Here is an 18,908-nt window from a genome sequence, read left to right as displayed (position 1 = left end):
TGGCCCCGCGGGACCTTCGTGACGACATGAATAGCAAAAAACCCTTCTGGGAAAAGCCCTTGGATCAGCTCGACGCCGGCGAGTGGGAAGCGCTGTGCGACGGGTGCGGGCGGTGCTGCCTGCACAAGGCCGAGGATGCCGACACCAGGCATATTTACGGCACCAATATCGCGTGCCGGCTGCTCGATCGCGAGACCGCGCGATGCACCGACTATCCCAACCGTAAACGGCACGTTCCCGACTGCCTGCAACTGACGCAGGCCAAGGTTGGCGAAGTCACCTGGCTGCCCGACAGTTGCGCCTATCGCCTCCGCCACGAAGGCCACCCGCTCCCCGAATGGCACTATCTCGTCTGCGGCGACCCCGAGGCCGTCCACGCGGCCGGGGCCTCGATCCGCGGCTGGACCGTTGCCGAAGAGGATGCCGGCGATATCGAGGACCATCTTGCTCCGGACCCGCTCTGAGCCGCGCCTGACACTGCCGGGCGGGGGCGAGGTCGCGATCGACCTTCGTCCGCATCCGCGCGCCAAACGCTGGTCGCTGCGCTACGACATCCAGACCGACCGGGTGAAGCTGACCTGTCCCAAGCGCGCCAGCAAGCGCGCGGCGCTGCAATGGGCGCAGACCAAGGCGGAGTGGGTCGAGAAACAACGCGCCAAGCGGGCGCAGGCGGTTTCACTATCTCACGGAGCGACGATTCCGTTTCGCGGCGGAGACGTGCAGCTTGTGCATGATCCCGAGGCGCCGCGCACGGTTCGACTTGAGGGGCAAACGCTCATCGCAGGCGGACCGGCCGACGCCTTTCCTTCGCGCGTGCTGCGCTGGCTCAAACAGGACGCGAAGCGTCTGTTGGAGGCCGAGAGTCGCGCGGTGGCGGCGCGGGCAGGCGTCGAGATCGCGAAGGTCGGGGTCGGCGATGCGCGAACACGCTGGGGAACTTGTTCGAGCGAAGGGTCGCTGCGCTATAGCTGGCGGCTGATCCTGATGCCCGATGCCGTGTGGCGCTACGTCGTCGCGCACGAGGTCGCGCACCGGCGCCACATGGACCACGGTCCCGACTTTCGCGCGCTCGAGGCCGAGCTGTTCGACGGCGATGTCGCCGAGGCGAAGGCCCTATTGCGGCTGTGGAGCGAGCGGGTCCGGCTGGTCGGCTGAACGCGTCGGCTGGCGTGGCTGGACACGCACGACCCGCGGGTCGCTGCCCGGCGGGGGCCGGTCGGGCTCGACCCTGCCCGGGGCGGGCTGACGCGGATCGGCCTGTCCGGGATCGGGCGGGATCGGAGGTGCCGAAGGCTGTCGCTCGCGCCGCAGCACGTCGTCGAGCCAGCTGGGATCTTCTTCGAGATCGGGCACCTCGACGCTCGGGGCGAGCGGGTCGTAGGGGCTGCCGATGATTTCGCCATCGGGTCCGATCAGCGGTTCGGTCCCGAACCATACTTCTTCGTCGGGTTCGAGCAGCCATTCCTCGGGCGGACCACCGACGTCGAATTGCTCGACCGGTCGGTTCGCGACCGCACGGACCATGAAGTCGCGGAATGCGCGCGCGGGTGCAGCGCCGCCCGAAAGGCCCGCAACACGTCCGGCATCATCGCGGCCGTACCAGACACCGGTTGTCAGGCCCGACGAGAAGCCGACGAAATAGCCGTCCTTGTTCGAGCTGGTGGTGCCGGTCTTGCCGGCAACCGGGCGTCCGATATTGGCGGCACGGCCGGTACCGTACTGGACTGCGGATTGGAGCAGGTCGGTCATTTCCTGCGCGACCCACGGCGCGACGAGCACGCGCTCGGGCCCCGGCTGGCGCTGGTAGAGCGTGCGCCCTTCGGCGGTTTCGACCTTGGTGATGGCATAAGGCGGCACCGAAATGCCGCCATTGGAGACGGCGGCAAAGGCGCGCGTCATGTCGATCAGGCGGACCTCGGACGTGCCGAGCACCATCGCCGGATAGGTCGAGATATCGTCGGAAATGCCGAAGCGCTGCGCCATGGCAGCGATGGTGCTGAACCCGAATTGCGCCCCGAATTGCGCACTGACCGTGTTGATCGAGCGGGCGAAGGCCTCGCGCACCGTGACTTCGCCCAAGAACTGGCGGTTGGAGTTGCGCGGTGCCCAGCCATCGATTTCGACCGGTTCGTCGACGACGATGTCGGAGGGTCGATACCCATTCTCGAGCGCGGTGAGGTAGACGAAGAGCTTGAAGGCCGAGCCCGGCTGGCGCTTGGCGACGGTGGCGCGGTTGTAGATCGATTCGACATAGTCCTTGCCGCCGACCATCGCGCGGACCGCGCCGTCGCGGTCGATGGCAACCAGCGCACCCTGCGCGCCGGCGGGTGCATGCGCGTTGACCGCGGCGTCGGCGGCGTCCTGCATCGATACGTCGAGCGTGGTCCACACGTCGATCGGCTCGTTGGTGTCGTCGATCAGCGTGTCGAGCTGCGGCAAGGCCCAGTCGGTGAAGTAGCGGGCGCTGTTGCCGCCGGTACGCTTTTCGAGGCGGATGGTGGCGGGATCGACCGCCGCGGCCTCGGCGGGCGAGATCTTCCCCTGGTCGACCATCAGACCGAGAACGACGCTGGCACGCCCACGCGCGGCGTCGACATCGGCCGTCGGCGAGTAGCGCGAGGGTGCCTTCACCAATCCGGCGACAATAACGGCTTCGCCAAGGTCCATCTCGGTCGCGCTGTGCCCGAAGAAGGTCCGGCTGGCCGCATCGATGCCGTAGGCACCACCGCCGAAATAGACTCGGTTGAGATAGAGTTCGAGGATCTGGTCCTTGGTGAACTTGCGTTCGAGCGCAAGCGCGAGGATGCCCTCTCGGACCTTGCGGTCGAGCTCGCGGCGGTTGTGCAGGAAGATGTTGCGCGCGAGCTGTTGCGAGATGGTCGACACGCCGCGAACGCCATCGCCCGTCTGGAGCGAGACCTTGATGCCGCGCATGATGCCGATGGGATCGACCCCGGGGTGCGAGCGGAAACGGCGATCCTCGACCGAGATCATCGCCGTCTTCATCTCTTCGGGGATCTCGTCATAGGTCAGCCAGCGACCGAAGCTGGGACCCATGGAAACGAGGATCGTCCCGTCCTCGGCGCGCATGCGGACCGTCTGGCCGAGATCCGAGCGCTTGGTCAGTTCCTGGTAGGAAGGCAGCGACTGCATCGCGATGCCGACGGCGATCGCGAGCGCGAGAAAGGCCACGGCCGCGAGCGCCAGGCCCCATTTGAAGATGCGCCAGCTCCAGCGCTTCAGCTGCTCTTTCTTGGTCATTGCGCTCCGAGGCCTAGGCGCGGCGCATGGCCACGGCAATTGCTAATCAGTCGTCATCCTCGGGCATGAAGTCGAGCGAAGCGGAATTGACGCAGTAGCGCAGACCGCTCGGGCCGGGGCCGTCGGGGAAAACATGCCCTAAATGCCCTTCGCAAGCTGAACAGCGGATTTCCACGCGGGTCATACCGTGGCTCTGGTCGGCATGTTCGCTGACCGCGTCGCCATCGGCGGCATCGGTAAAGCTGGGCCAGCCCGAGCCGCTGTCATATTTGGCATTGCTGTCGAACAATTTGGTGCCGCACCCGGCGCAGCGATATTCGCCGTCGCGCTTTTCATGGTTGAGTTCGCCCGATCCGGGCGGCTCGGTCCCCGCCTGTCGCAGGATGCGATATTGTTCGGATGACAGGGTGGAGCGCCACTCGGCGTCGGTGCGTTTCTTATCGGTCATGGAGTGAGAAGTCCCCGCTGGCCAGTTGGTTGCCCGATTTCTTGACGACCCTTTAACCATCTTTTCACGCCTTACCCAATAGCGTGGCCCGCATGAATGGCGTGAAAGCCGTCTTTGTCGCCCTCGTGGGCGTGATCTTGGCGACCGTGGCCCTGCCGGCTGCGGCGAGCGCGCAGTGCCGCCTGTGCGAGACGCCGACCTATAGCGCATCGAGCGAAACCCAGTCCGACGACGTGATCGGGCTGGAGATCGAGGCAGGCCTCGACTTCGACCAGCTCGTGGTTTTGGGCGTCGGCAGCGGCAGCGCCGAAATCGGTACCGACGGAAGCCGCTTTGCAGAGGGCGCGGTGACTGCGATCAGCTCGCGCGCGATGGTCGGGATGGTCACCGTGCGCGGCGAACCCGGTCGCCGGCTGGACGTGCAACTGCCCGAGCGAATCACGCTTTATTCGACCAATGGCGACCGCATCGTGCTCGAGGCGATCCGGCACGACCTGCCCGAATCGCCGCGGCTCGACGATTATGGGCGCATCGAGTTCCGATTCGGCGGGCGGCTGTTGATCGATGGCGGGCTGGAAGGCGACTTCCGCGGCGACATCGCCATTTCGGTCGAATATCTTTAACCGCTGAAAAGCCGCATTTTCCGGGCCTTTTGGAGCGCTCTATAGTATAGGGCGGTTAAATCCGGTCCGATTTAGCCCAATCGTAAACAGCAAATTTACCATAAGCCTGAGGGAAGCCGTAAGCGATCAGGGTTAATTCAAATCCCACGGTCGGCGGAGAGCCTGCCGAATCACTTTCTAGGACCAGTGGGGATTACCAGATGAAGACTCTTACCAAACTCGCCGCGATCGTTGCGGCTACCGCTGTTGCGACGCCGGCCTTCGCCGCGCCCGTCAGCGATTCGAACGGCAGCGCGCGCGTCAACATCGTTCGCGGCCTGTCGCTCACCAGCACCGGCGACATCGACTTCGGCACCATCGTGCTGCCGGGTTCGGGTACGGGCGCTGTCAGCTCGACCATCGCGATCGATTCGGCCGGTGACGTGACCGCGACCTGCGGTACGGGCTTCACCTGCTCGCTCGCCACGGGTGACACGTCGACCTTCGAATCGTACGACCTGACGGGTACGCGCAACGTCAACGTCAACATCACGATCCCGAACGAAGCGCTGATCTACGTTGACGGCAACACCGCCAACCCGTCGCTCACCGTCACGCTCGATCCGAGCCTGACTGGTGGTGTCTCCGGCGCGTCGAGCACCGTCTACACCGAAACGCTGCCCAACTCGGGCGCCGCGGGTTCGGCTGCCGCGTTCAACTTCACCATCGGTGGGTCGATCACGGTTCCGGACAATCAGGCCGACGGCGCCTACACGGGCACCTTCCAGGTCAGCGCCGACTACGAATAAGTCGGACACCGGCCCGGTCCCCATAACGGGCCGGAGACCAGAAAAGACGGCGGCTCCCCTCGGGGGGTCGCCGTTTTTCATGCGCTCGATGGGGCCAAAACGGGGACGACGTTAAGGATATTGCGCGGATCTGGCGCGCCCGATGCGATCTTCTCTCTCATTTGATCGAAAAGGTTGGCACAAAATTAACCATTCTTGGCGAGAAATAGGTCCGAAACGGCACGAGTTGCGTGCCGGACAGGACCATCCCGGGGGGAGTTTTTCGCCGATGACCAAGATTTTCCGTTCCATGATCGCCGCCGGCGCGCTTGCGTGCAGCCTCTCGCTGACCGGCGCCACCGCGACCGCAGGCGTTGGCGATCTGCTCGTCGCGCCGACGCGGATCATCCTCACCAACGGTCGCGGGACCCAGGTGATGCTCAACAATATCGGCGATGACGAGGCGACCTATCGTATCTCGGCCGAATTGCGCCGCATGACGCCCGAAGGGAAGCTGGAAGACGTCGCAACGCCCAGCGAGGCCGAGCGCATGGCGCAGGAAATGGTGTTCTTCGCGCCGCGCCGCGTGACCCTAGCGCCCAACCAGCCGCAGGCGGTGCGTATTGCCGCTCGCGCGCCCCAGGGGCTTCCCGACGGCGAATATCGCGTCCACCTGCTGTTTCGCGCGGTTCCCAAGCCGCGCGCGGTCGAGGATCGCGGCTCCGGCGAAGGCCTCTCGTTCAAGCTGATCCCGGTCTACGGCGTGACGATCCCGGTGATCGTGCGCTTCGGCCAGCTCGAAGTGCAGGCGGGCATTTCGGGCGCGCGCCTCGACACAAATGGCGACAAGGCGATCCTGGTCGACATCACGCGCCGGGGCGATCGCTCGGTCTACGGCAATCTCGAGGTCACCAAGCCCGGCGAGGAGCAACCGATCGCGGAAATCCGCGGAATTGCGCTCTATACCGAGGTTGCGAAGCGCACCATCCGCATCCCCGTTCGCGGCGATTATGCCGGGTCGCTGAGCGGTCCGGTCCGGATCACCTACCGCGCAAACAATAATGACGGCGGCGGTGTGATCGCCTCGGCCGACACGGTCCTGCAGTAGACGCGGGACCGGGGGAGCGCCGCGATGATCGGCAAATGGACCAAGGCGCTGCTTGCGCTGCTGGCCCTCGGGGCCGGCGGTGCAGCCACGTCCGCGTCCGACAGCCCGGTCACCGATCGCTGGATTGCCGATCCGGAAGAACAATATCTGCTCGACGTGCGCCTACGCGCCAACCGCGTCGGCGACGGCGTGCGCGCCTATCCGACCCCCGAGGGCGCCTGCATCGTCTTCGGCGACTTTCTCACGACGCTCGACGTGCCGCTCAAGATCGATCTCGAGGCGCAGCGGGCAAGCGGATGGGCGTTCACCGAAGACAATGTGGTCGATATCGACCGCACGACCGCGACAGCCAACGCCAATGGCAATCGCAAATCAATTGCAATAACCGATATCCGCGAAGTGCCCGAGGGCTGGTGCATCGACACGAGCGCGCTGGCCGATTGGTTTGGCCTAGAGGTCGAAGCTAATATGAGCGGCGCGGTGCTGCGGCTGGAATCGGAAGCCAAGCTGCCGGTCGAACTGGCCGCCGAACGCCGCAAACGCGCCGAAAAGCTCGCCAATCGCGCCAGTTTCGACATCGAATCGCTGCCGCAGGTCAAACTGCCCTACCGCATGTGGCGCACCCCCGCGCTCGACGTGGTGGTCAGCGCGGGCGCGGCCTATTCGGCCAATGGCGGGGTCGAAATCGACCGCTCGGCGGCAATCTATGCCTCGGGCGAGTTCGCCAAGATGAGTTTCGACGCGCGCATTGCCAGCCAGGATCGCGGCATCGGCGAGAGCGTACGGCTGCGCGCCTACCGCTCGGACCCCGGCGGCGACATGCTCGGTCCGCTGGGCGCGACCCATTTCGAGGTTGGCGACCTGGTGCACGGGTCGAACGGGGTCGGTACCTCGCTCGGCAATGGCCGCGGCGCGCTGATCACCAATCGTCCGCTCCGCCGGCTGGCGAATTTCGACAAGGTCAGTTTCGAGGGCGAACTTCCCGCCGGATGGGATGCAGAACTTTACCGCAACGGCCAGCTGCTCGCCTTTGCGACGACGACGCCCGACGGGCGCTACCGCTTCGAGGACATCGAGCTGCAATATGGCGAGAATGACGTCGAGATCGTGCTTTACGGTCCGCAGGGGCAAGTGCGCACGCGGCAGGAAAGCGTGCTCGTCGGCGACCAGCAGATCCCGCCGGGCAAGACCTGGTATTTCGCCAGCGCGTCGCAGCCCGACCGAGGACTATTGAGTTTCGGCGACGAGGGTGATCCGCTGGTCGATGCCCAGGCCACGGTCGCATTCGATCACGGCATCGACCAGAAGACCAGCGCGGGCATCCTCGCCCAAACGCTGCTGATGCAGGACGAGACGGTCAGCTGGGTCGAAGGGACGGTTCGCCGCACCATCGGCCCCGCGCTGGTGGAGGTTTCGGGTCTATACAACACCCGCGGCGGCTATGGCGTGCGCGGGCGTGCGATTGGCGAGATCGGCAACGTCTCGGTCGGCCTGTCGAGCACGATCAACCGCGGCCCGACCATCGACGACCGCCAGCAGACGCTTCGCGGCGATCACAGCATTTCGGCTTCGGTCCCGATCAAGCTGGGCGAACGGTCGATCCCGCTCACCGCGCGCGCCCGGCTCCAGGAATTTGCCGACGGCACCAGTACGCTGAGCGCGGGCGGCCGCTTCTCGCTCGGCATCGGGCGTATGAACGTCGGCACCGAAATCGACTACCAGCGGTCGGGCATGGGGCGACCCGGGGCGGCGCCACGCGACAATGTGGAGGCTCGCCTCGTTGCTGCGGGCCGGATGGGACCGGTACGCCTGCAGGGCACGAGCGAATTCGATCTCTACGACTTGCGGCTCGAGCGCGCAGGTGTCAGCGCCTATTGGTCGGGCGGCGACAATGTCGACTGGGACGCGGGGCTCGCGTTCGAGCCGCGCATCAACAGGTTTCGCGCACGCGTCAGCCATGTCCGCCGCTTCGAAGTTGCGTCGGTCGCGCTGACCGCCGAGGCGGCGAGCGACGGCAGCTTCGCTGCGGGGATCAACCTCGCCTTCTCGCTCGATACGCCCAACGGAAATTTCCGCCCGACGTCGAAAACGCTTGCGCGCAACGGCTCGGTCCGCGCGCGCATCTTCCGCGACGATAACGACAATGGCATTCGTGATGCCGACGAGCCTTATCAGGCGGGCGTGGCGTTGGCGGCTGGCCGCCAGGTGAGCGACGATGTCACCGACGAAAACGGCATGATCGTGCTCGCGGGTCTGCCCACCCATGTCCCGGTAGCGATCGGCATCGACCATGACAGTCTCGGCGATCCGTCGCTGACGCCCAAGGACGCCCTGCGCGTCATGGTCCCGCGTCCGGGAGTGGTCGGCGAGATCGACATTCCGCTGGTGGGTGCCGGAATGGTGGAAGGGACTCTCGTCAATCAATCCGGGCCCGTCGAGGGGCTCGAGCTCGTCCTCATGGATCGTAACGGCCAGACCGTCGCGCGGACCCGGAGCGATTTCGACGGCTACTTCCTGTTCGAAGGCGTCCCGTACGGCAATTATCGCATCGCGCTGGGCGCGGAGACGGCCGAAGTTCTGATGGTCAAGGCGGCGCTCGACGTGCCGGCGATGGTCGGGCCCGATCGGCCCTATATGCGGGTCGGCACGATCGCGCTGACCCCCGACACCGGCAAGATCGCCCAGGCGCGCGCGCCGCCGCTCATGGCGAGCCTGTCGAGTGAGCCGACGACGCCTTCGGGCGACGAGATCGAGGTCGCGGAGACCGGAATGTCGGTATCGGCCGCGGCATCATTGGATACGGCTGCGATCGTCGATGTGCTCGTCGGTGGGGGCTACTGACCTACGCGCTGTTGCGAGGCCATTGCATTAAGTACTGCTAAATCGGAAAAAAAGGGCGCCGTCTTGCGACGACGCCCAATGTTCGTGATTGCGATCTAGGCGAATAAGAAGTCGGCCATCGTCAAATCTCCGGGCGCCACACCCAGCAAGAGGACCGTGTCGCCATTCGGCGTCTGGATCAGAGTGTTGTTGCCCTGGGCCGCGATGTTGAGGTCCGCGAAGACATAGGCGGTCGCGCTGTAATCGAGCACGTCAACTGTGCCTCCGGCCACAAAGCCGTCAATCGAATCATTGCCAGATCCATCGGCGAACACGAATCGATCGTCACCACTGCCGCCGATCATATTATCGATGCCCGCCCCGCCAGTGATTGTGTCATCCCCAGGACCGCCGATGAGAAGGTCATTGTCGTTTCCTCCCATGATGTCGTCGTTGCCCGATCCGCCGTTGATACGGTCATTGCCTGCGTCGCCCATGAGTGTGTCGTTTCCAACGCCACCAAAGATTTCGTCGGCGCGCGAGCCGCCCGAAATCGTGTCGTTACCGGCGCGGCCCTGGATTGAATCTTCGCCGCCTCGCCCCTCGATGAAGTTGGCTTCTCCATCGCCGCGTAAATCGTCGTCAAAGCCGGAGCCGATGAGATTTTCGATGGACGCGAGCGTGTCGCTCCCGTGACCCGATGCGGTGCCGGAGACAAGATCGGCAGTGATCGGCCCTGTTGAGGTCGAGAAGTTGGCCGTGTCAATTCCGGTGCCGCCAATGATCTGGTCGTCACCGCTATCGCCGCGAATATTGTCGTTGTCGGGACCGCCGATCAGCAGGTCGTTGCCTGTTCCGCCGATAATGATGTCGTTGCCCGACCCGCCATTGACGCGGTCGTTGCCCGAACCCGAAAAGATGGTGTCGTTGCCGCCACCGCCAAAGCCTTCGTCGGCGCGAGATCCGAGGTTGAGGATGTCGTTCCCGCCATTGCCGAAGACCGAGTCCTCGCCGGATTCACCGAACAGCTCGTCGGCGCCGATTCCGCCTTCGATGATGTCGTTCCCGGTGCCACCGAGAATACGGTCGTCGCCAGCATCGCCGCGAAGGATATCGTTGCCGCCGACCCCCATAATGAGATCGTTTCCGTCGCCGCCGTTGATCGTGTTCCCGATCTGCTCATCTGGGGCGCCGACTTCTTGTCCCGTCAACGAGATGTTGATCAGGAACTCTTCGTCGCCTTCGAAATTATTGTCGCCGCTGAACTCCCCGACCACGATATAATAGAGACCAGTGGTCGGCACAGTGTACTCTAGGTACGAGTCTCGCGTCGTGCCGGACGTGAACTGCGTAATCGAACCTTCCCCACCGTCAGTGAAAGGCGAGTCGTCATCAAACGCGACTTGAACCTGCCCGGCATTGAAAATGGTGACGATCGTGTCGGTGCTGACGGAAGAGCCCAGATCCAGCCAGCCACCGTCGATGTCGACCGTCAGGACCTGGCCCTGGACAAGGTTCAGAGAAATGTAGAGCTGGGTACCGGCGGCGGGATCCGCGTGTACTGTGATGTGAGGAATAGTGTCGTCGCCGAACAACGGGTTGGGATCGACCGACCAGTTGCCGGGGTTGTCGAGGTTGGTTGCGGAACCAAAGCTGGTGCCAACTCCAATACCGCCCCAGAAAAAGCCCATATCGCCAAGGATGACATCACTGCCTGAATCGCCGTTCAACTCCCCGGCAATTCTCATCAGCATGAAATCCGATTCCATGCTTCCGGGCTGGGTATTGTAGTATAATGGCATGACGTTACTCCCTCTGGTTGGCTTATCAACTCCTAAACAATAGCTTTGGTGAGATTGCGGGCAGAGTTCGCTACGTGAGGAAAAGAGTCAAGGCTGAGCTAATCTAGGTTAATTTTTTCGCAGTTTGGCGCGGTTCCGCGCAAATGGCCAAGCGACCGCCGAATTGGCGGGAGCGCTCACGGCGACGCGCGACTCGGAAGCGAATCCGGTAAATGGCAATTTAACGGGGTGGTGGCCGATTGCCGGCGGCGTCCGGGATGAAATGGTGCGGTCGAGAAGACTCGAACTTCCACGGCCTTTCGGCCACAACGACCTCAACGTTGCGCGTCTACCAGTTCCGCCACGACCGCACACTTTTCATGAAGGAGCCCCCTAAGGGGCCTCACTGGCTGGCGGGCCTCTAGCAAAGCCTTTTGGCGCATGCAACGCCTCAATCGCACGTCCCGGATCGGGACGCGCTTTAAGCTTTGGGTAACCAGTTCGCTAGGGTGTGCGTTAAGACCATACCCATGAACGCAGCGATGCTCTTTCTGGCGATGGCAGGCACCCCCGCTCCGGTGGCGGATGTGGCGCGCGAGCGTCGCGCGCGGCCCCAGATCGAGCGCTCGACTGGCAGCGCCAGCGTACGCATCGTCCGCTCGTTCCGACTGACGCGCGAAGCGTTCGACGGGACGGTGCCCGGCGCGCTCAAGCGCAAGGCCTGGCTGACCGATCGCGATGGCGAACGGCGACAGGCCGAGCTCATCGAATTCGAATAGGCGTTAGGCGCCGACCTCGGCGAGCTGGACCGTCAGGCGATCCGCGCCCTGCGGAATGTCGGTCTGCGCGCTGTTGAAGCTGGCGCTGTCGCCCGGCGCGAGCGTGCGTGCCGGCGGCGGAATGGTCCAGGAAAAGACGATCGTGCCTTCGGGATCGCGCAGGATCGCCTCGATCGGCGGCACGCGCTGTTCCTCTTCGCCCGAGTTGATGACCCGGCCAGAGATGGTAAGAAGCTCGTTGCCGCTCTCGAGAATCTGGCGATCGTTCGAGGTCAGCATGACTTCGAGCGGTGATTCCTGCTCCACTTCAGCCAGCCCGAGCGACGCTTTCCACTGCGCGGGTGCATAGAGATAGAAGGCGGCCGCCGCCGCGGCGATCACGAGCAGGCCGACAACCCACTTCACCCATCCGCGATCGGGCTCGTCATCGACGTCATAGTCGTCGGGGATCGGATTGGCGAAGGCGATGTCCTCGGGCGTCTCGATCTGTTCGGGCTCGCCCGCAGGCGTGGCTTCCTCGACAATCTCGACATGCTGTCCGGCAGCCTGCGCCTCGACCGCTTCGGCAACTTCGGGTTCGACCGGCTCGTCGCCCAGCGTCACCGGCTGCTTGCGCGGCTCGGACTTGGCGAAAGGATCGCGTTGCTCCGTGACCGGCGCCGCGGGCGGTGGCGGCACCGCCTCTTCTTCGGGCACCTCGGGGATCCCGGGGACCTGCTCGCCCCCGAAGTCGTCGAAACTTCCAGCGAAGGCCGGGTCGGGCGGCGTCTCGTCAACGACCGGTTCTTCGGCCGGCGGGCCCTCGGCAGGCGGCGTGCCTTGCTCGGCGGGCTCGGGCTCCGGCGCTACTGCTTCGGGTTCGGCCTCGCCGGCCTCGAACCAGCTCTCGCTGCAATTGGCGCAGCGCACCTTGCGGCCCTGCGGCGGGATGGCGCCGTCCTTCACGACATAGCGGGTATCGCAGGATGGGCAGGTCAAAATCATGTGTTGGATGTCCCCGAACTCGTTTCTCTTCGTAAACAGCATGCAAACCGGATTGGCAAGATTCCGCTCTTCTGCGACAAGGCGGACATGGGCGGCGAGGGTCTCACATGACGATGGTGCGCTTCGACAGCGTTGGGTTGCGATACGGCACTGATGCCGAAGTGCTGCGCGATCTCGATTTTCAACTCGAGAGCGGTGGCTTCTACGTGCTCACGGGCCCCTCGGGTGCGGGCAAGACGTCGCTGCTCAAACTGCTCTACCTCGCACAGCGTCCGACGCGCGGGCGCATCACGCTCTTCGACGAGGATATCGAGACGTTGGGGCGCGACGGCCTGCCCGCGCTCCGGCGCCGCATCGGCATCGTCTATCAGGACTTTCGGCTGATCGAGCATCTGTCCGCCTTCGACAATATCGCCCTGCCGCTGCGCATTGCGGGGTTCGGCGATGAGGATATCGAGCAGCCGGTGAGGGAGATGCTCGCCTGGGTCGGCCTTTCCGATCGCGCGCGCGCGAAGCCGCCGACGCTGTCGGGTGGCGAGCAGCAGCGCGTAGCGATCGCGCGCGCGGTGATCGCGCGTCCCGACCTACTGATCGCCGACGAACCGACGGGCAATGTCGATGCCGAGATGGCGCACCGCCTGATGCACTTGTTCGCAGGGCTTAACAAATTGGGCACCACCGTGGTGCTCGCGACGCACGATCTCTCGCTGGTCAAGGAAGTGCCGGGTGCAGTGATGCTCCGGCTCGACGATGGCGCGCTCAAGGATCCGACCGGCGGGCTCAAGCATCCGCCGGGGAGGGTCGCATGAGTAGCTGGAAACTCGGCGCCTCAGAAAAGCGGCTGATCCCGGGCGGTCCGCTCAAGGGGCCGACGCCCTGGCTGATCGCGATCATGACCTTCGTGATGATGCTGGTCGCCGCCGCGGGGCTGGCGGTGAGCGGCGCGGCAGGGCGGCTCGAGACGGCAAGCGCGGACGACTATGTTCTCCAGCTCCCGGGCGGGGCGGCGCAAAGCGAGGAACTGGCGACCGCCGCACGCGAGTTGAATGGTGTGGGACGCGCCGACGCGGTGCCGACCGAGACGATCGAACAGGATCTTGCGCGCTGGCTCGGTCCGACGGCGGAAGAGGCGGGGCTGCCTATCCCTGCGATGGTCGAAGTGCAATTGGCGCCCGGGACCGATCCGGAGCGGATCGAGGAAGCGATCCAGCAGGACTTCGAAGATGCCGCATTGACCTCGAGCCAGGCGGCGCTGGGGCCGCTGATCGGGAGTTTGCGGACGCTGGCCTGGCTGGCGCTCGGGCTCGTGCTGCTGGTCGGGCTTGCGGCCGGGGCTGCGGTGGTGCTGGCGACGCGCGCGAGCCTGTCGGCCAACAAGCGCACGATCGCGGTGATGCACGGCATGGGCGCGACCGACACGCAGGTCGCGTCGCTGTTCCAGCGGCGGATGATGGTCGAGGCGTTGAGCGGTGCATTGCTTGGCGCGGGGGCGGCAGGGCTGCTGTTGATCCTGATCGCCGGCGTCGGCGCGATCGGCGGGCAATGGCTCGCGGGCGTTGCGCCGCTCGGCCTGTTCGCGATCCTCGCGCTCGCCCTGTTGCCATTTATTGCGGCCTTCATCGCAACAGCGGTTGCGCGAGGGGCCGTCATGCAGGCATTGCGCGCAGCACCATGATTCTTCGCATTCTTGCTCTCCTCGCGCTGGCCTACGCGCTCGGTTTCGCTGCCTATTCGGTCGCGCTGGGCAAGCCCGCGCCCGCCGACAGTCGCGAAACGCAGGCAATCGTCGTCCTAACCGGTGGCAGCGGGCGGATCGAACAGGCGGTAGAACGGCTCGAGCAGGGCAAGGCCTCGCGCCTCCTGATCGCCGGCACCGACCCCTCGGTCCGCGAAGTCGACCTGGCCGAGCGGCTGGGCGGCAAGGAAAAGCTGCTCGAATGCTGCATCACGTTGGGGTCGGAATCGGTCGACACGCGCTCCAACGCCGAGGAAGCCAAGGCCTGGCTCGAGGCGGAGGGTTTCGACGAGGTACGGCTGGTGACGAGCGACTGGCACATGCGCCGCGCGGCGTTCGAGTTCCGGCGCGCCTTGGGCGAAGACACCTATATCGTCTACGATGCGGTCGACACGGACCCGGGGTTCAGGACCCTGTTCGTGGAATATAACAAATATGTGCTGCGGCGGCTCGGGCTGCTGCTGGGAATCTGATGGCCTTCCTTCGCTCGCTCCTGTTTGCGCTGATCTTCTATCCGGCGACGCTGCTGGTGTGCCTGTTCGCGCTCATCGTCGCGCCGTTCGGGCAGGCGCCGCTGCGCGAGGTCGTGCATTTCTGGGCCAAGTTTCACTATTGGCTGGTCCAGCACGTGGTCGGCATCCGCTTCGAGTGGGATGGCGAGCTGCCCAACGGACCCTATCTCGTCGCGGTCAAGCATGAATCGATGGTCGAGGCGGTCGACACACTGCGCTTCGCCCACACGCCGGTGGTGGTGATGAAGCGCGAGCTGACGACCATGCCGCTCTGGGGTTGGGTGGCGCGCCGATATGGCGTGATCGGCGTCGACCGGAAGGCCGGCGCGAGCGCGCTGCGGACGATGATGAAGGAGGCGAAGGCGGCGGCGAAGGCCGACCGGCCGGTCATCATCTTTCCGGAAGGCACGCGCATCCCGCATGGCGAGCGCCCCAAGCTGCGCCCGGGCTTTGCCGGCCTCTACAAGATGCTCGGACTACCGGTGATCCCGATTGCGCAGGACAGCGGCAGCGTCTGGCCGCGCGGTTTCGTCAAGCATCCCGGGACGATCCAGGTGAAGATCGGCGAGGTCATCCCCCCGGGCCTGCCCCGCAAGGAGGTCGAGGCGCGGGTGCATGAAGCGATTAATTTGCTGAATTAGGCGCGGAGGGTCGCACCCTTCTTCTCGGCGGCTTCGACGATTTTCTTCGAAACGGCGGTCAGCTCTTCCTCGGTGAAGCTCTTCTCGTTCGGCTGGAGCGTGACTTCGATCGCGAGGCTCAGCGCATCGCTGCCCTCGTAACGGTCGAAGGTGCGCACGCCGGTGATCAGCTTCTTGTCCGCGCCCGCAATCGCGCGTTCAAGATCACCCGCCGCGAGGTCGGACGGGACGGTGAATGCGAAGTCGCGGGTGACGGCCTGCAGCGCTGGCGGGCTATACTGGACGCGCGCGCGCTCCTGATTCTTGGGCGCGGGGATATTGTCGAGATAGAGCTCGGCAATCACGGTGCCCTTGGGCAGGTCGAGCGCCTTGGCGAGGCTCGGGTGCGGTTCGCCGAAGCGGGCGAGAATTTTCTTCGGGCCGAGGCCGAGCTTGGCGCTGCGGCCCGGATGCCACGTGTCGCCCGCATCCATCATCAGCATGAGATTGCCGGTCGGCGCGCCAGCCGCTTCGAGCAGAGCGATGGCCTCGGCCTTTGCGTCAAAAGCGTCGAAGCCTTGTGCCTTGCCCTTCGCCCAGCTGCGCGGCGCCTTGTTGCCGGTCATCAGCACGGCGGCGGTCGGGCGCTCGCCCTCGGCGAGATAGCGGCGACCGATTTCGAACAGGCGAACGCTGTCGGCACCGCGATCGAGATTGCGACGCGCAGCGGCGGCAAGACCCGGGAGCAACGAGGGGCGCATAGCCTTCATGTCCTCGCTGATCGGGTTGGCGACGATGTTGGGCGCGCCGCCGAACAGGTCGGCCTGTTCGGTCGGGATGAAGCTCCACGTGATCGCCTCGTTGAAGCCGCGCGAGGCGGCGGCGCGGCGCAGCTTGCGCTCGACGATTTGCGACCGGCTGGCGGTCGGATGGGCAACGCCCTCCTCGCGCGGGAGCGGAGTGGAAGGCACCTGGTCGAACCCGACGATGCGCGCGACTTCCTCGACCAGGTCGGCCTGGCCGTCGACGTCGTGGCGCCAGGTCGGCGCGGTGACGCTATCGCCGTCGACCGTGAAGCCAAGCGACTGGAGGATTTCGACCTGCCGATCCTGCGGCACGTCGATGCCACCTAGCGCGGCAGTACGGTTCCAGTCGAAGGCGATCGCCTCGCGTGTCGTCGGCGGAGTGCCCGCACGGACGACCTCGCTCGGTGTGCCGCCGCAAGTCTGGAGGATTAGATCGGTGAGTAGCGCCAGCCCGTCGTCGAGGAAGGCGGGATCGACACCGCGCTCGAACCGCGTGCGCGCATCGCTGGTCAGCATCAGTTTCTGGCCGGTCTTGGCGATCCGGTCGGGATCGAAATAGGCGATTTCGAGCAGCACGTCGGTGGTGTTCTCGTCCGCGCCCGAATGCTCGCCGCCCATGATGCCGCCAATGTCGTGGACGCCTGTGTCGTCCGCGATGACGGTCATCGTGTCGTCGAGCTCATATTCCTTTTCGTTGAGCGCGAGCACCTTTTCACCCGCCTTGGCGCGGCGCGCGACGACGGTGCCCGACAGCTTGGCGAGATCGTAGACGTGCGCCGGGCGTCCCGTCGCAAGCATCAGATAGTTGGTGCAATCGACCAGCGCCGAAATCGGGCGCTGGCCAGCGGCAATAAGCCGACGCTGCATCCAGTCGGGCGACGCGCCGTTCTTCACGCCCTTGATAACGCGGCCATAGAAGGCCGGGCAGCCCTCGGGATCGTCGGTGCGGATCTCGACCGGACAAGGCTCGCTGGCCTCGATCGTCGGGACTTCCACCGGCTTGAACGTGCCGATGCCGGCGGCGGCGAGATCGCGCGCGATTCCCATGACGCCCATGCAGTCGGCGCGGTCGGGGGTAATGAACACATCGAACACGGGCGAAGCGCCCGAATAGTTGGCGAAGGTCGCGCCGACGGGGGCGTCCTCGGGCAACTCGATAATGCCGTCATGCTCGTCGCCCAGTTCGAGCTCGCGCACGGAGCACATCATGCCGTTCGATTCGACGCCGCGGATCGCGGCTTTCTTCAGCACCATGCCGTTGGCGGGGACGGTCGCGCCGGGTTGGCCTAACACGCCCTTCATCCCCGCGCGCGCGTTGGGTGCGCCGCACACGACCTGGAGCGGCTTGCCGTCACCGGTATCGACGGTGAGCACCTGCAGCTTGTCGGCATCAGGATGCTTATCCGCGGTCAGCACGTGCGCGACCGAGAAGCCCTCGAAGCGCTCGGCGGGATCCTCGACGCCTTCGACCTCGAGCCCGATCTGCGTCATCTTCTCGGCCAGCTCCTCGACCGATGCGTCGGTGTCGAGGAAATGCTTCAGCCATTCGAGCGAGAACTTCATGCGCCCACTCCTGCCGAAAGCGTGGGTTGGTCCAGGAAATTGAAGCCGTAGTGACGAAGCCAACGAAGATCGCCGTCGAAGAAAGCGCGCAAGTCATCCATCCCGTATTTGAGCATGGCGAGGCGGTCGATGCCGCAGCCGAAGGCGAAGCCCTGATATTCATCCGGATCGAGCCCGCAATTGGCGATGACCTTCGGGTGAACCATGCCGCTGCCCAGCACCTCCATCCAGCCTTCCTGCCCACCGACCACGCGGCGGCCCTTTTCCACGCTCCAGCCGACGTCGACCTCGGCCGACGGTTCGGTGAACGGAAAGTAGGACGGGCGCAGGCGCAGCACGATGTCGTCACGCTCGAAGAAAGCCTTGAGGAAGGTTTCGAGCGTCCATTTGAGGTGGCCGAGATGCACGCCCTTGTCGATCACCAGCCCCTCGATCTGGTGGAACATGGGCGTGTGGGTCGCATCGCTGTCGGAGCGATAGACGCGGCCCGGCGCGATGATCCGGATCGGCGGCTGTTCGGTCATCATGGTACGGATTTGCACCGGCGAGGTGTGGGTGCGCAGCACGGGCGGGGCGCCCTCGCCGTCATTTTCGACGTAGAACGTGTCCTGCATGGCGCGCGCGGGGTGCGCCTCGGGAATATTGAGCGCGCCGAAATTGTGCCAGTCATCCTCGATCTCGGGACCCTCGGCGACCTTGAAGCCGAGATCGGCGAAGATTTCCGCAAGCTCGTCCATCACCTGGCTGACCGGGTGGACCGAACCGCGCGGCGCCTCGTCGGCGGGGAGCGACAGGTCGAGCGTCTCGGTCTTGAGGCGAGCGTCGAGCTCGGCCTTCTCGAGTTCGGCCTTCTTGGCCTCGATCGCATCCTGCACGGCCTGCCGCGCGGCGTGGATTTTCGGACCCTCGGTCTTGCGTTCGTCGGGGCTCATCTTGCCCAGCGTTTTTAGGAGCTGGGTGATCTCGCCCTGCTTGCCGAGCGCCGCGACGCGCACGGCCTCGAGCGCGGCGGCGTCGCCGGCATCGGCAACCTTCGCCTCGTAGGTGGATTGAAGTTCTTGCGGTGACACGAAAATTCGTTCCTGCGGGGATAAAGTTCGA

At 65.0% G+C, this 18,908-nt stretch carries 17 protein-coding genes and 1 tRNA gene; 11 read left to right on the top strand and 7 right to left on the bottom strand.

The genetic code is table 11. The features are described 5' to 3' along the window. Positions 1 to 26: 26 nt before the first annotated feature. Together KTQ36_RS01275 and KTQ36_RS01270 are read left to right on the top strand one after the other, a co-directional pair. Positions 27 to 464, top strand: a complete 438-nt coding sequence (locus tag KTQ36_RS01275) for a YcgN family cysteine cluster protein (RefSeq protein ID WP_218631970.1) — start codon at positions 27 to 29, stop codon at positions 462 to 464. Then, positions 445 to 1,155 (top strand): M48 family metallopeptidase, encoded by a 711-nt coding sequence (locus KTQ36_RS01270; RefSeq protein ID WP_255553939.1) that lies wholly within the window; start codon positions 445 to 447, stop codon positions 1,153 to 1,155. The genes KTQ36_RS01275 and KTQ36_RS01270 overlap by 20 nt, the downstream gene beginning before the upstream one ends. On the opposite strand, the gene KTQ36_RS01265 is transcribed toward KTQ36_RS01270, so the two are convergent. After that, on the bottom strand, positions 1,114 to 3,261 hold the full coding sequence (locus tag KTQ36_RS01265) for a transglycosylase domain-containing protein (RefSeq protein ID WP_218631968.1): 2,148 nt from the start codon (positions 3,259 to 3,261) through the stop codon (positions 1,114 to 1,116). The two genes, KTQ36_RS01270 and KTQ36_RS01265, sit on opposite strands and share 42 nt — an antisense overlap. Before the next feature lie 46 nt (positions 3,262 to 3,307). Next, on the bottom strand, positions 3,308 to 3,709 hold the full coding sequence (msrB, locus tag KTQ36_RS01260) for a peptide-methionine (R)-S-oxide reductase MsrB (protein ID WP_218631967.1): 402 nt from the start codon (positions 3,707 to 3,709) through the stop codon (positions 3,308 to 3,310). Positions 3,710 to 3,801: 92 nt separating this feature from the next. Between msrB and KTQ36_RS01255 the strand changes: the two genes are divergently transcribed. The 4 genes from KTQ36_RS01255 to KTQ36_RS01240 all read left to right on the top strand — a co-directional run bounded on the left by KTQ36_RS01255 (position 3,802) and on the right by KTQ36_RS01240 (position 9,048). Next, on the top strand, positions 3,802 to 4,332 hold the full coding sequence (locus tag KTQ36_RS01255; protein WP_218631966.1) for a DUF4402 domain-containing protein: 531 nt from the start codon (positions 3,802 to 3,804) through the stop codon (positions 4,330 to 4,332). 200 nt (positions 4,333 to 4,532) lie between these two features. Further along, positions 4,533 to 5,120, top strand: a complete 588-nt coding sequence (locus KTQ36_RS01250) for a DUF4402 domain-containing protein (protein ID WP_218631965.1) — start codon at positions 4,533 to 4,535, stop codon at positions 5,118 to 5,120. A 268-nt stretch (positions 5,121 to 5,388) separates the two neighbouring features. Beyond that, positions 5,389 to 6,207 (top strand): fimbrial biogenesis chaperone, encoded by an 819-nt coding sequence (locus KTQ36_RS01245; RefSeq protein ID WP_255553938.1) that lies wholly within the window; start codon positions 5,389 to 5,391, stop codon positions 6,205 to 6,207. Between the two features lie 24 nt (positions 6,208 to 6,231). Then, positions 6,232 to 9,048, top strand: a complete 2,817-nt coding sequence (locus tag KTQ36_RS01240; protein WP_218631964.1) for a carboxypeptidase-like regulatory domain-containing protein — start codon at positions 6,232 to 6,234, stop codon at positions 9,046 to 9,048. Positions 9,049 to 9,143: 95 nt separating this feature from the next. On the opposite strand, the gene KTQ36_RS01235 is transcribed toward KTQ36_RS01240, so the two are convergent. Both KTQ36_RS01235 and KTQ36_RS01230 read right to left on the bottom strand, forming a co-directional pair. After that, entirely contained in the window at positions 9,144 to 10,781 is a 1,638-nt protein-coding gene (locus KTQ36_RS01235) for a calcium-binding protein (protein ID WP_218631963.1), read from the bottom strand. 311 nt (positions 10,782 to 11,092) lie between these two features. Further along, positions 11,093 to 11,179 (bottom strand) — tRNA-Leu (locus KTQ36_RS01230). A 159-nt stretch (positions 11,180 to 11,338) separates the two neighbouring features. Between KTQ36_RS01230 and KTQ36_RS01225 the strand changes: the two genes are divergently transcribed. Then, positions 11,339 to 11,587 carry a hypothetical protein gene (locus KTQ36_RS01225; protein ID WP_218631962.1) on the top strand — a complete coding sequence of 83 codons (249 nt, stop codon included), beginning with the start codon at positions 11,339 to 11,341 and terminating at the stop codon, positions 11,585 to 11,587. A gap of 3 nt (positions 11,588 to 11,590) precedes the next feature. On the opposite strand, the gene KTQ36_RS01220 is transcribed toward KTQ36_RS01225, so the two are convergent. Beyond that, positions 11,591 to 12,571 carry a zinc-ribbon domain-containing protein gene (locus KTQ36_RS01220; RefSeq protein ID WP_218631961.1) on the bottom strand — a complete coding sequence of 327 codons (981 nt, stop codon included), beginning with the start codon at positions 12,569 to 12,571 and terminating at the stop codon, positions 11,591 to 11,593. A gap of 107 nt (positions 12,572 to 12,678) precedes the next feature. On the opposite strand from KTQ36_RS01220, the gene ftsE reads away from it, so the two are divergent. The 4 genes from ftsE to KTQ36_RS01200 are packed head-to-tail and all read left to right on the top strand — an operon-like array spanning position 12,679 to position 15,459. Further along, complete coding sequence (gene ftsE / locus KTQ36_RS01215; protein WP_218631960.1) at positions 12,679 to 13,380, top strand: cell division ATP-binding protein FtsE; 702 nt, start codon at positions 12,679 to 12,681, stop codon at positions 13,378 to 13,380. Then, positions 13,377 to 14,246: a cell division FtsX domain-containing protein gene (locus KTQ36_RS01210; protein ID WP_218631959.1), complete on the top strand. Its 870-nt coding sequence runs from the start codon at positions 13,377 to 13,379 to the stop codon at positions 14,244 to 14,246. Before ftsE ends, KTQ36_RS01210 begins: the two co-directional genes overlap by 4 nt. Continuing rightward, positions 14,243 to 14,779, top strand: a complete 537-nt coding sequence (locus KTQ36_RS01205) for a YdcF family protein (protein ID WP_218631958.1) — start codon at positions 14,243 to 14,245, stop codon at positions 14,777 to 14,779. The genes KTQ36_RS01210 and KTQ36_RS01205 overlap by 4 nt, the downstream gene beginning before the upstream one ends. Further along, complete coding sequence (locus KTQ36_RS01200; RefSeq protein WP_218631957.1) at positions 14,779 to 15,459, top strand: lysophospholipid acyltransferase family protein; 681 nt, start codon at positions 14,779 to 14,781, stop codon at positions 15,457 to 15,459. Before KTQ36_RS01205 ends, KTQ36_RS01200 begins: the two co-directional genes overlap by 1 nt. Here the strand turns inward: KTQ36_RS01200 and pheT are convergent. Together pheT and pheS are read right to left on the bottom strand one after the other, a co-directional pair. Further along, positions 15,456 to 17,807: a phenylalanine--tRNA ligase subunit beta gene (pheT, locus tag KTQ36_RS01195; protein ID WP_218631956.1), complete on the bottom strand. Its 2,352-nt coding sequence runs from the start codon at positions 17,805 to 17,807 to the stop codon at positions 15,456 to 15,458. The two genes, KTQ36_RS01200 and pheT, sit on opposite strands and share 4 nt — an antisense overlap. Then, a complete protein-coding gene (gene pheS / locus KTQ36_RS01190) occupies positions 17,804 to 18,877 on the bottom strand; it encodes a phenylalanine--tRNA ligase subunit alpha (RefSeq protein WP_218631955.1) in 1,074 nt (357 codons plus the stop codon). Before pheS ends, pheT begins: the two co-directional genes overlap by 4 nt. Between the last annotated feature and the right edge of the window lie 31 nt (positions 18,878 to 18,908).

It is taken from the genome of Sphingomicrobium clamense (assembly GCF_019264355.1).
GTDB classification, from domain to species: domain Bacteria; phylum Pseudomonadota; class Alphaproteobacteria; order Sphingomonadales; family Sphingomonadaceae; genus Sphingomicrobium; species Sphingomicrobium clamense.
This window is presented reverse-complemented; position numbering and strand designations above follow the sequence as displayed.

What these genes read in the sequence shown, in the direction of transcription:
- KTQ36_RS01275 (WP_218631970.1), top strand. Translation starts at nt 27, where the DNA reads ATGAATAGCAAAAAACCCTTCTGGGAAAAGCCCTTGGATCAGCTCGAC.
- KTQ36_RS01265 (WP_218631968.1), bottom strand. Translation starts at nt 3,261, where the DNA reads ATGACCAAGAAAGAGCAGCTGAAGCGCTGGAGCTGGCGCATCTTCAAA.
- msrB (WP_218631967.1), bottom strand. Translation starts at nt 3,709, where the DNA reads ATGACCGATAAGAAACGCACCGACGCCGAGTGGCGCTCCACCCTGTCA.
- KTQ36_RS01255 (WP_218631966.1), top strand. Translation starts at nt 3,802, where the DNA reads ATGAATGGCGTGAAAGCCGTCTTTGTCGCCCTCGTGGGCGTGATCTTG.
- KTQ36_RS01250 (WP_218631965.1), top strand. Translation starts at nt 4,533, where the DNA reads ATGAAGACTCTTACCAAACTCGCCGCGATCGTTGCGGCTACCGCTGTT.
- KTQ36_RS01245 (WP_255553938.1), top strand. Translation starts at nt 5,389, where the DNA reads ATGACCAAGATTTTCCGTTCCATGATCGCCGCCGGCGCGCTTGCGTGC.
- KTQ36_RS01240 (WP_218631964.1), top strand. Translation starts at nt 6,232, where the DNA reads ATGATCGGCAAATGGACCAAGGCGCTGCTTGCGCTGCTGGCCCTCGGG.
- KTQ36_RS01235 (WP_218631963.1), bottom strand. Translation starts at nt 10,781, where the DNA reads ATGCTGATGAGAATTGCCGGGGAGTTGAACGGCGATTCAGGCAGTGAT.
- KTQ36_RS01225 (WP_218631962.1), top strand. Translation starts at nt 11,339, where the DNA reads ATGAACGCAGCGATGCTCTTTCTGGCGATGGCAGGCACCCCCGCTCCG.
- KTQ36_RS01220 (WP_218631961.1), bottom strand. Translation starts at nt 12,571, where the DNA reads ATGATTTTGACCTGCCCATCCTGCGATACCCGCTATGTCGTGAAGGAC.
- ftsE (WP_218631960.1), top strand. Translation starts at nt 12,679, where the DNA reads ATGACGATGGTGCGCTTCGACAGCGTTGGGTTGCGATACGGCACTGAT.
- KTQ36_RS01210 (WP_218631959.1), top strand. Translation starts at nt 13,377, where the DNA reads ATGAGTAGCTGGAAACTCGGCGCCTCAGAAAAGCGGCTGATCCCGGGC.
- KTQ36_RS01205 (WP_218631958.1), top strand. Translation starts at nt 14,243, where the DNA reads ATGATTCTTCGCATTCTTGCTCTCCTCGCGCTGGCCTACGCGCTCGGT.
- KTQ36_RS01200 (WP_218631957.1), top strand. Translation starts at nt 14,779, where the DNA reads ATGGCCTTCCTTCGCTCGCTCCTGTTTGCGCTGATCTTCTATCCGGCG.
- pheT (WP_218631956.1), bottom strand. Translation starts at nt 17,807, where the DNA reads ATGAAGTTCTCGCTCGAATGGCTGAAGCATTTCCTCGACACCGACGCA.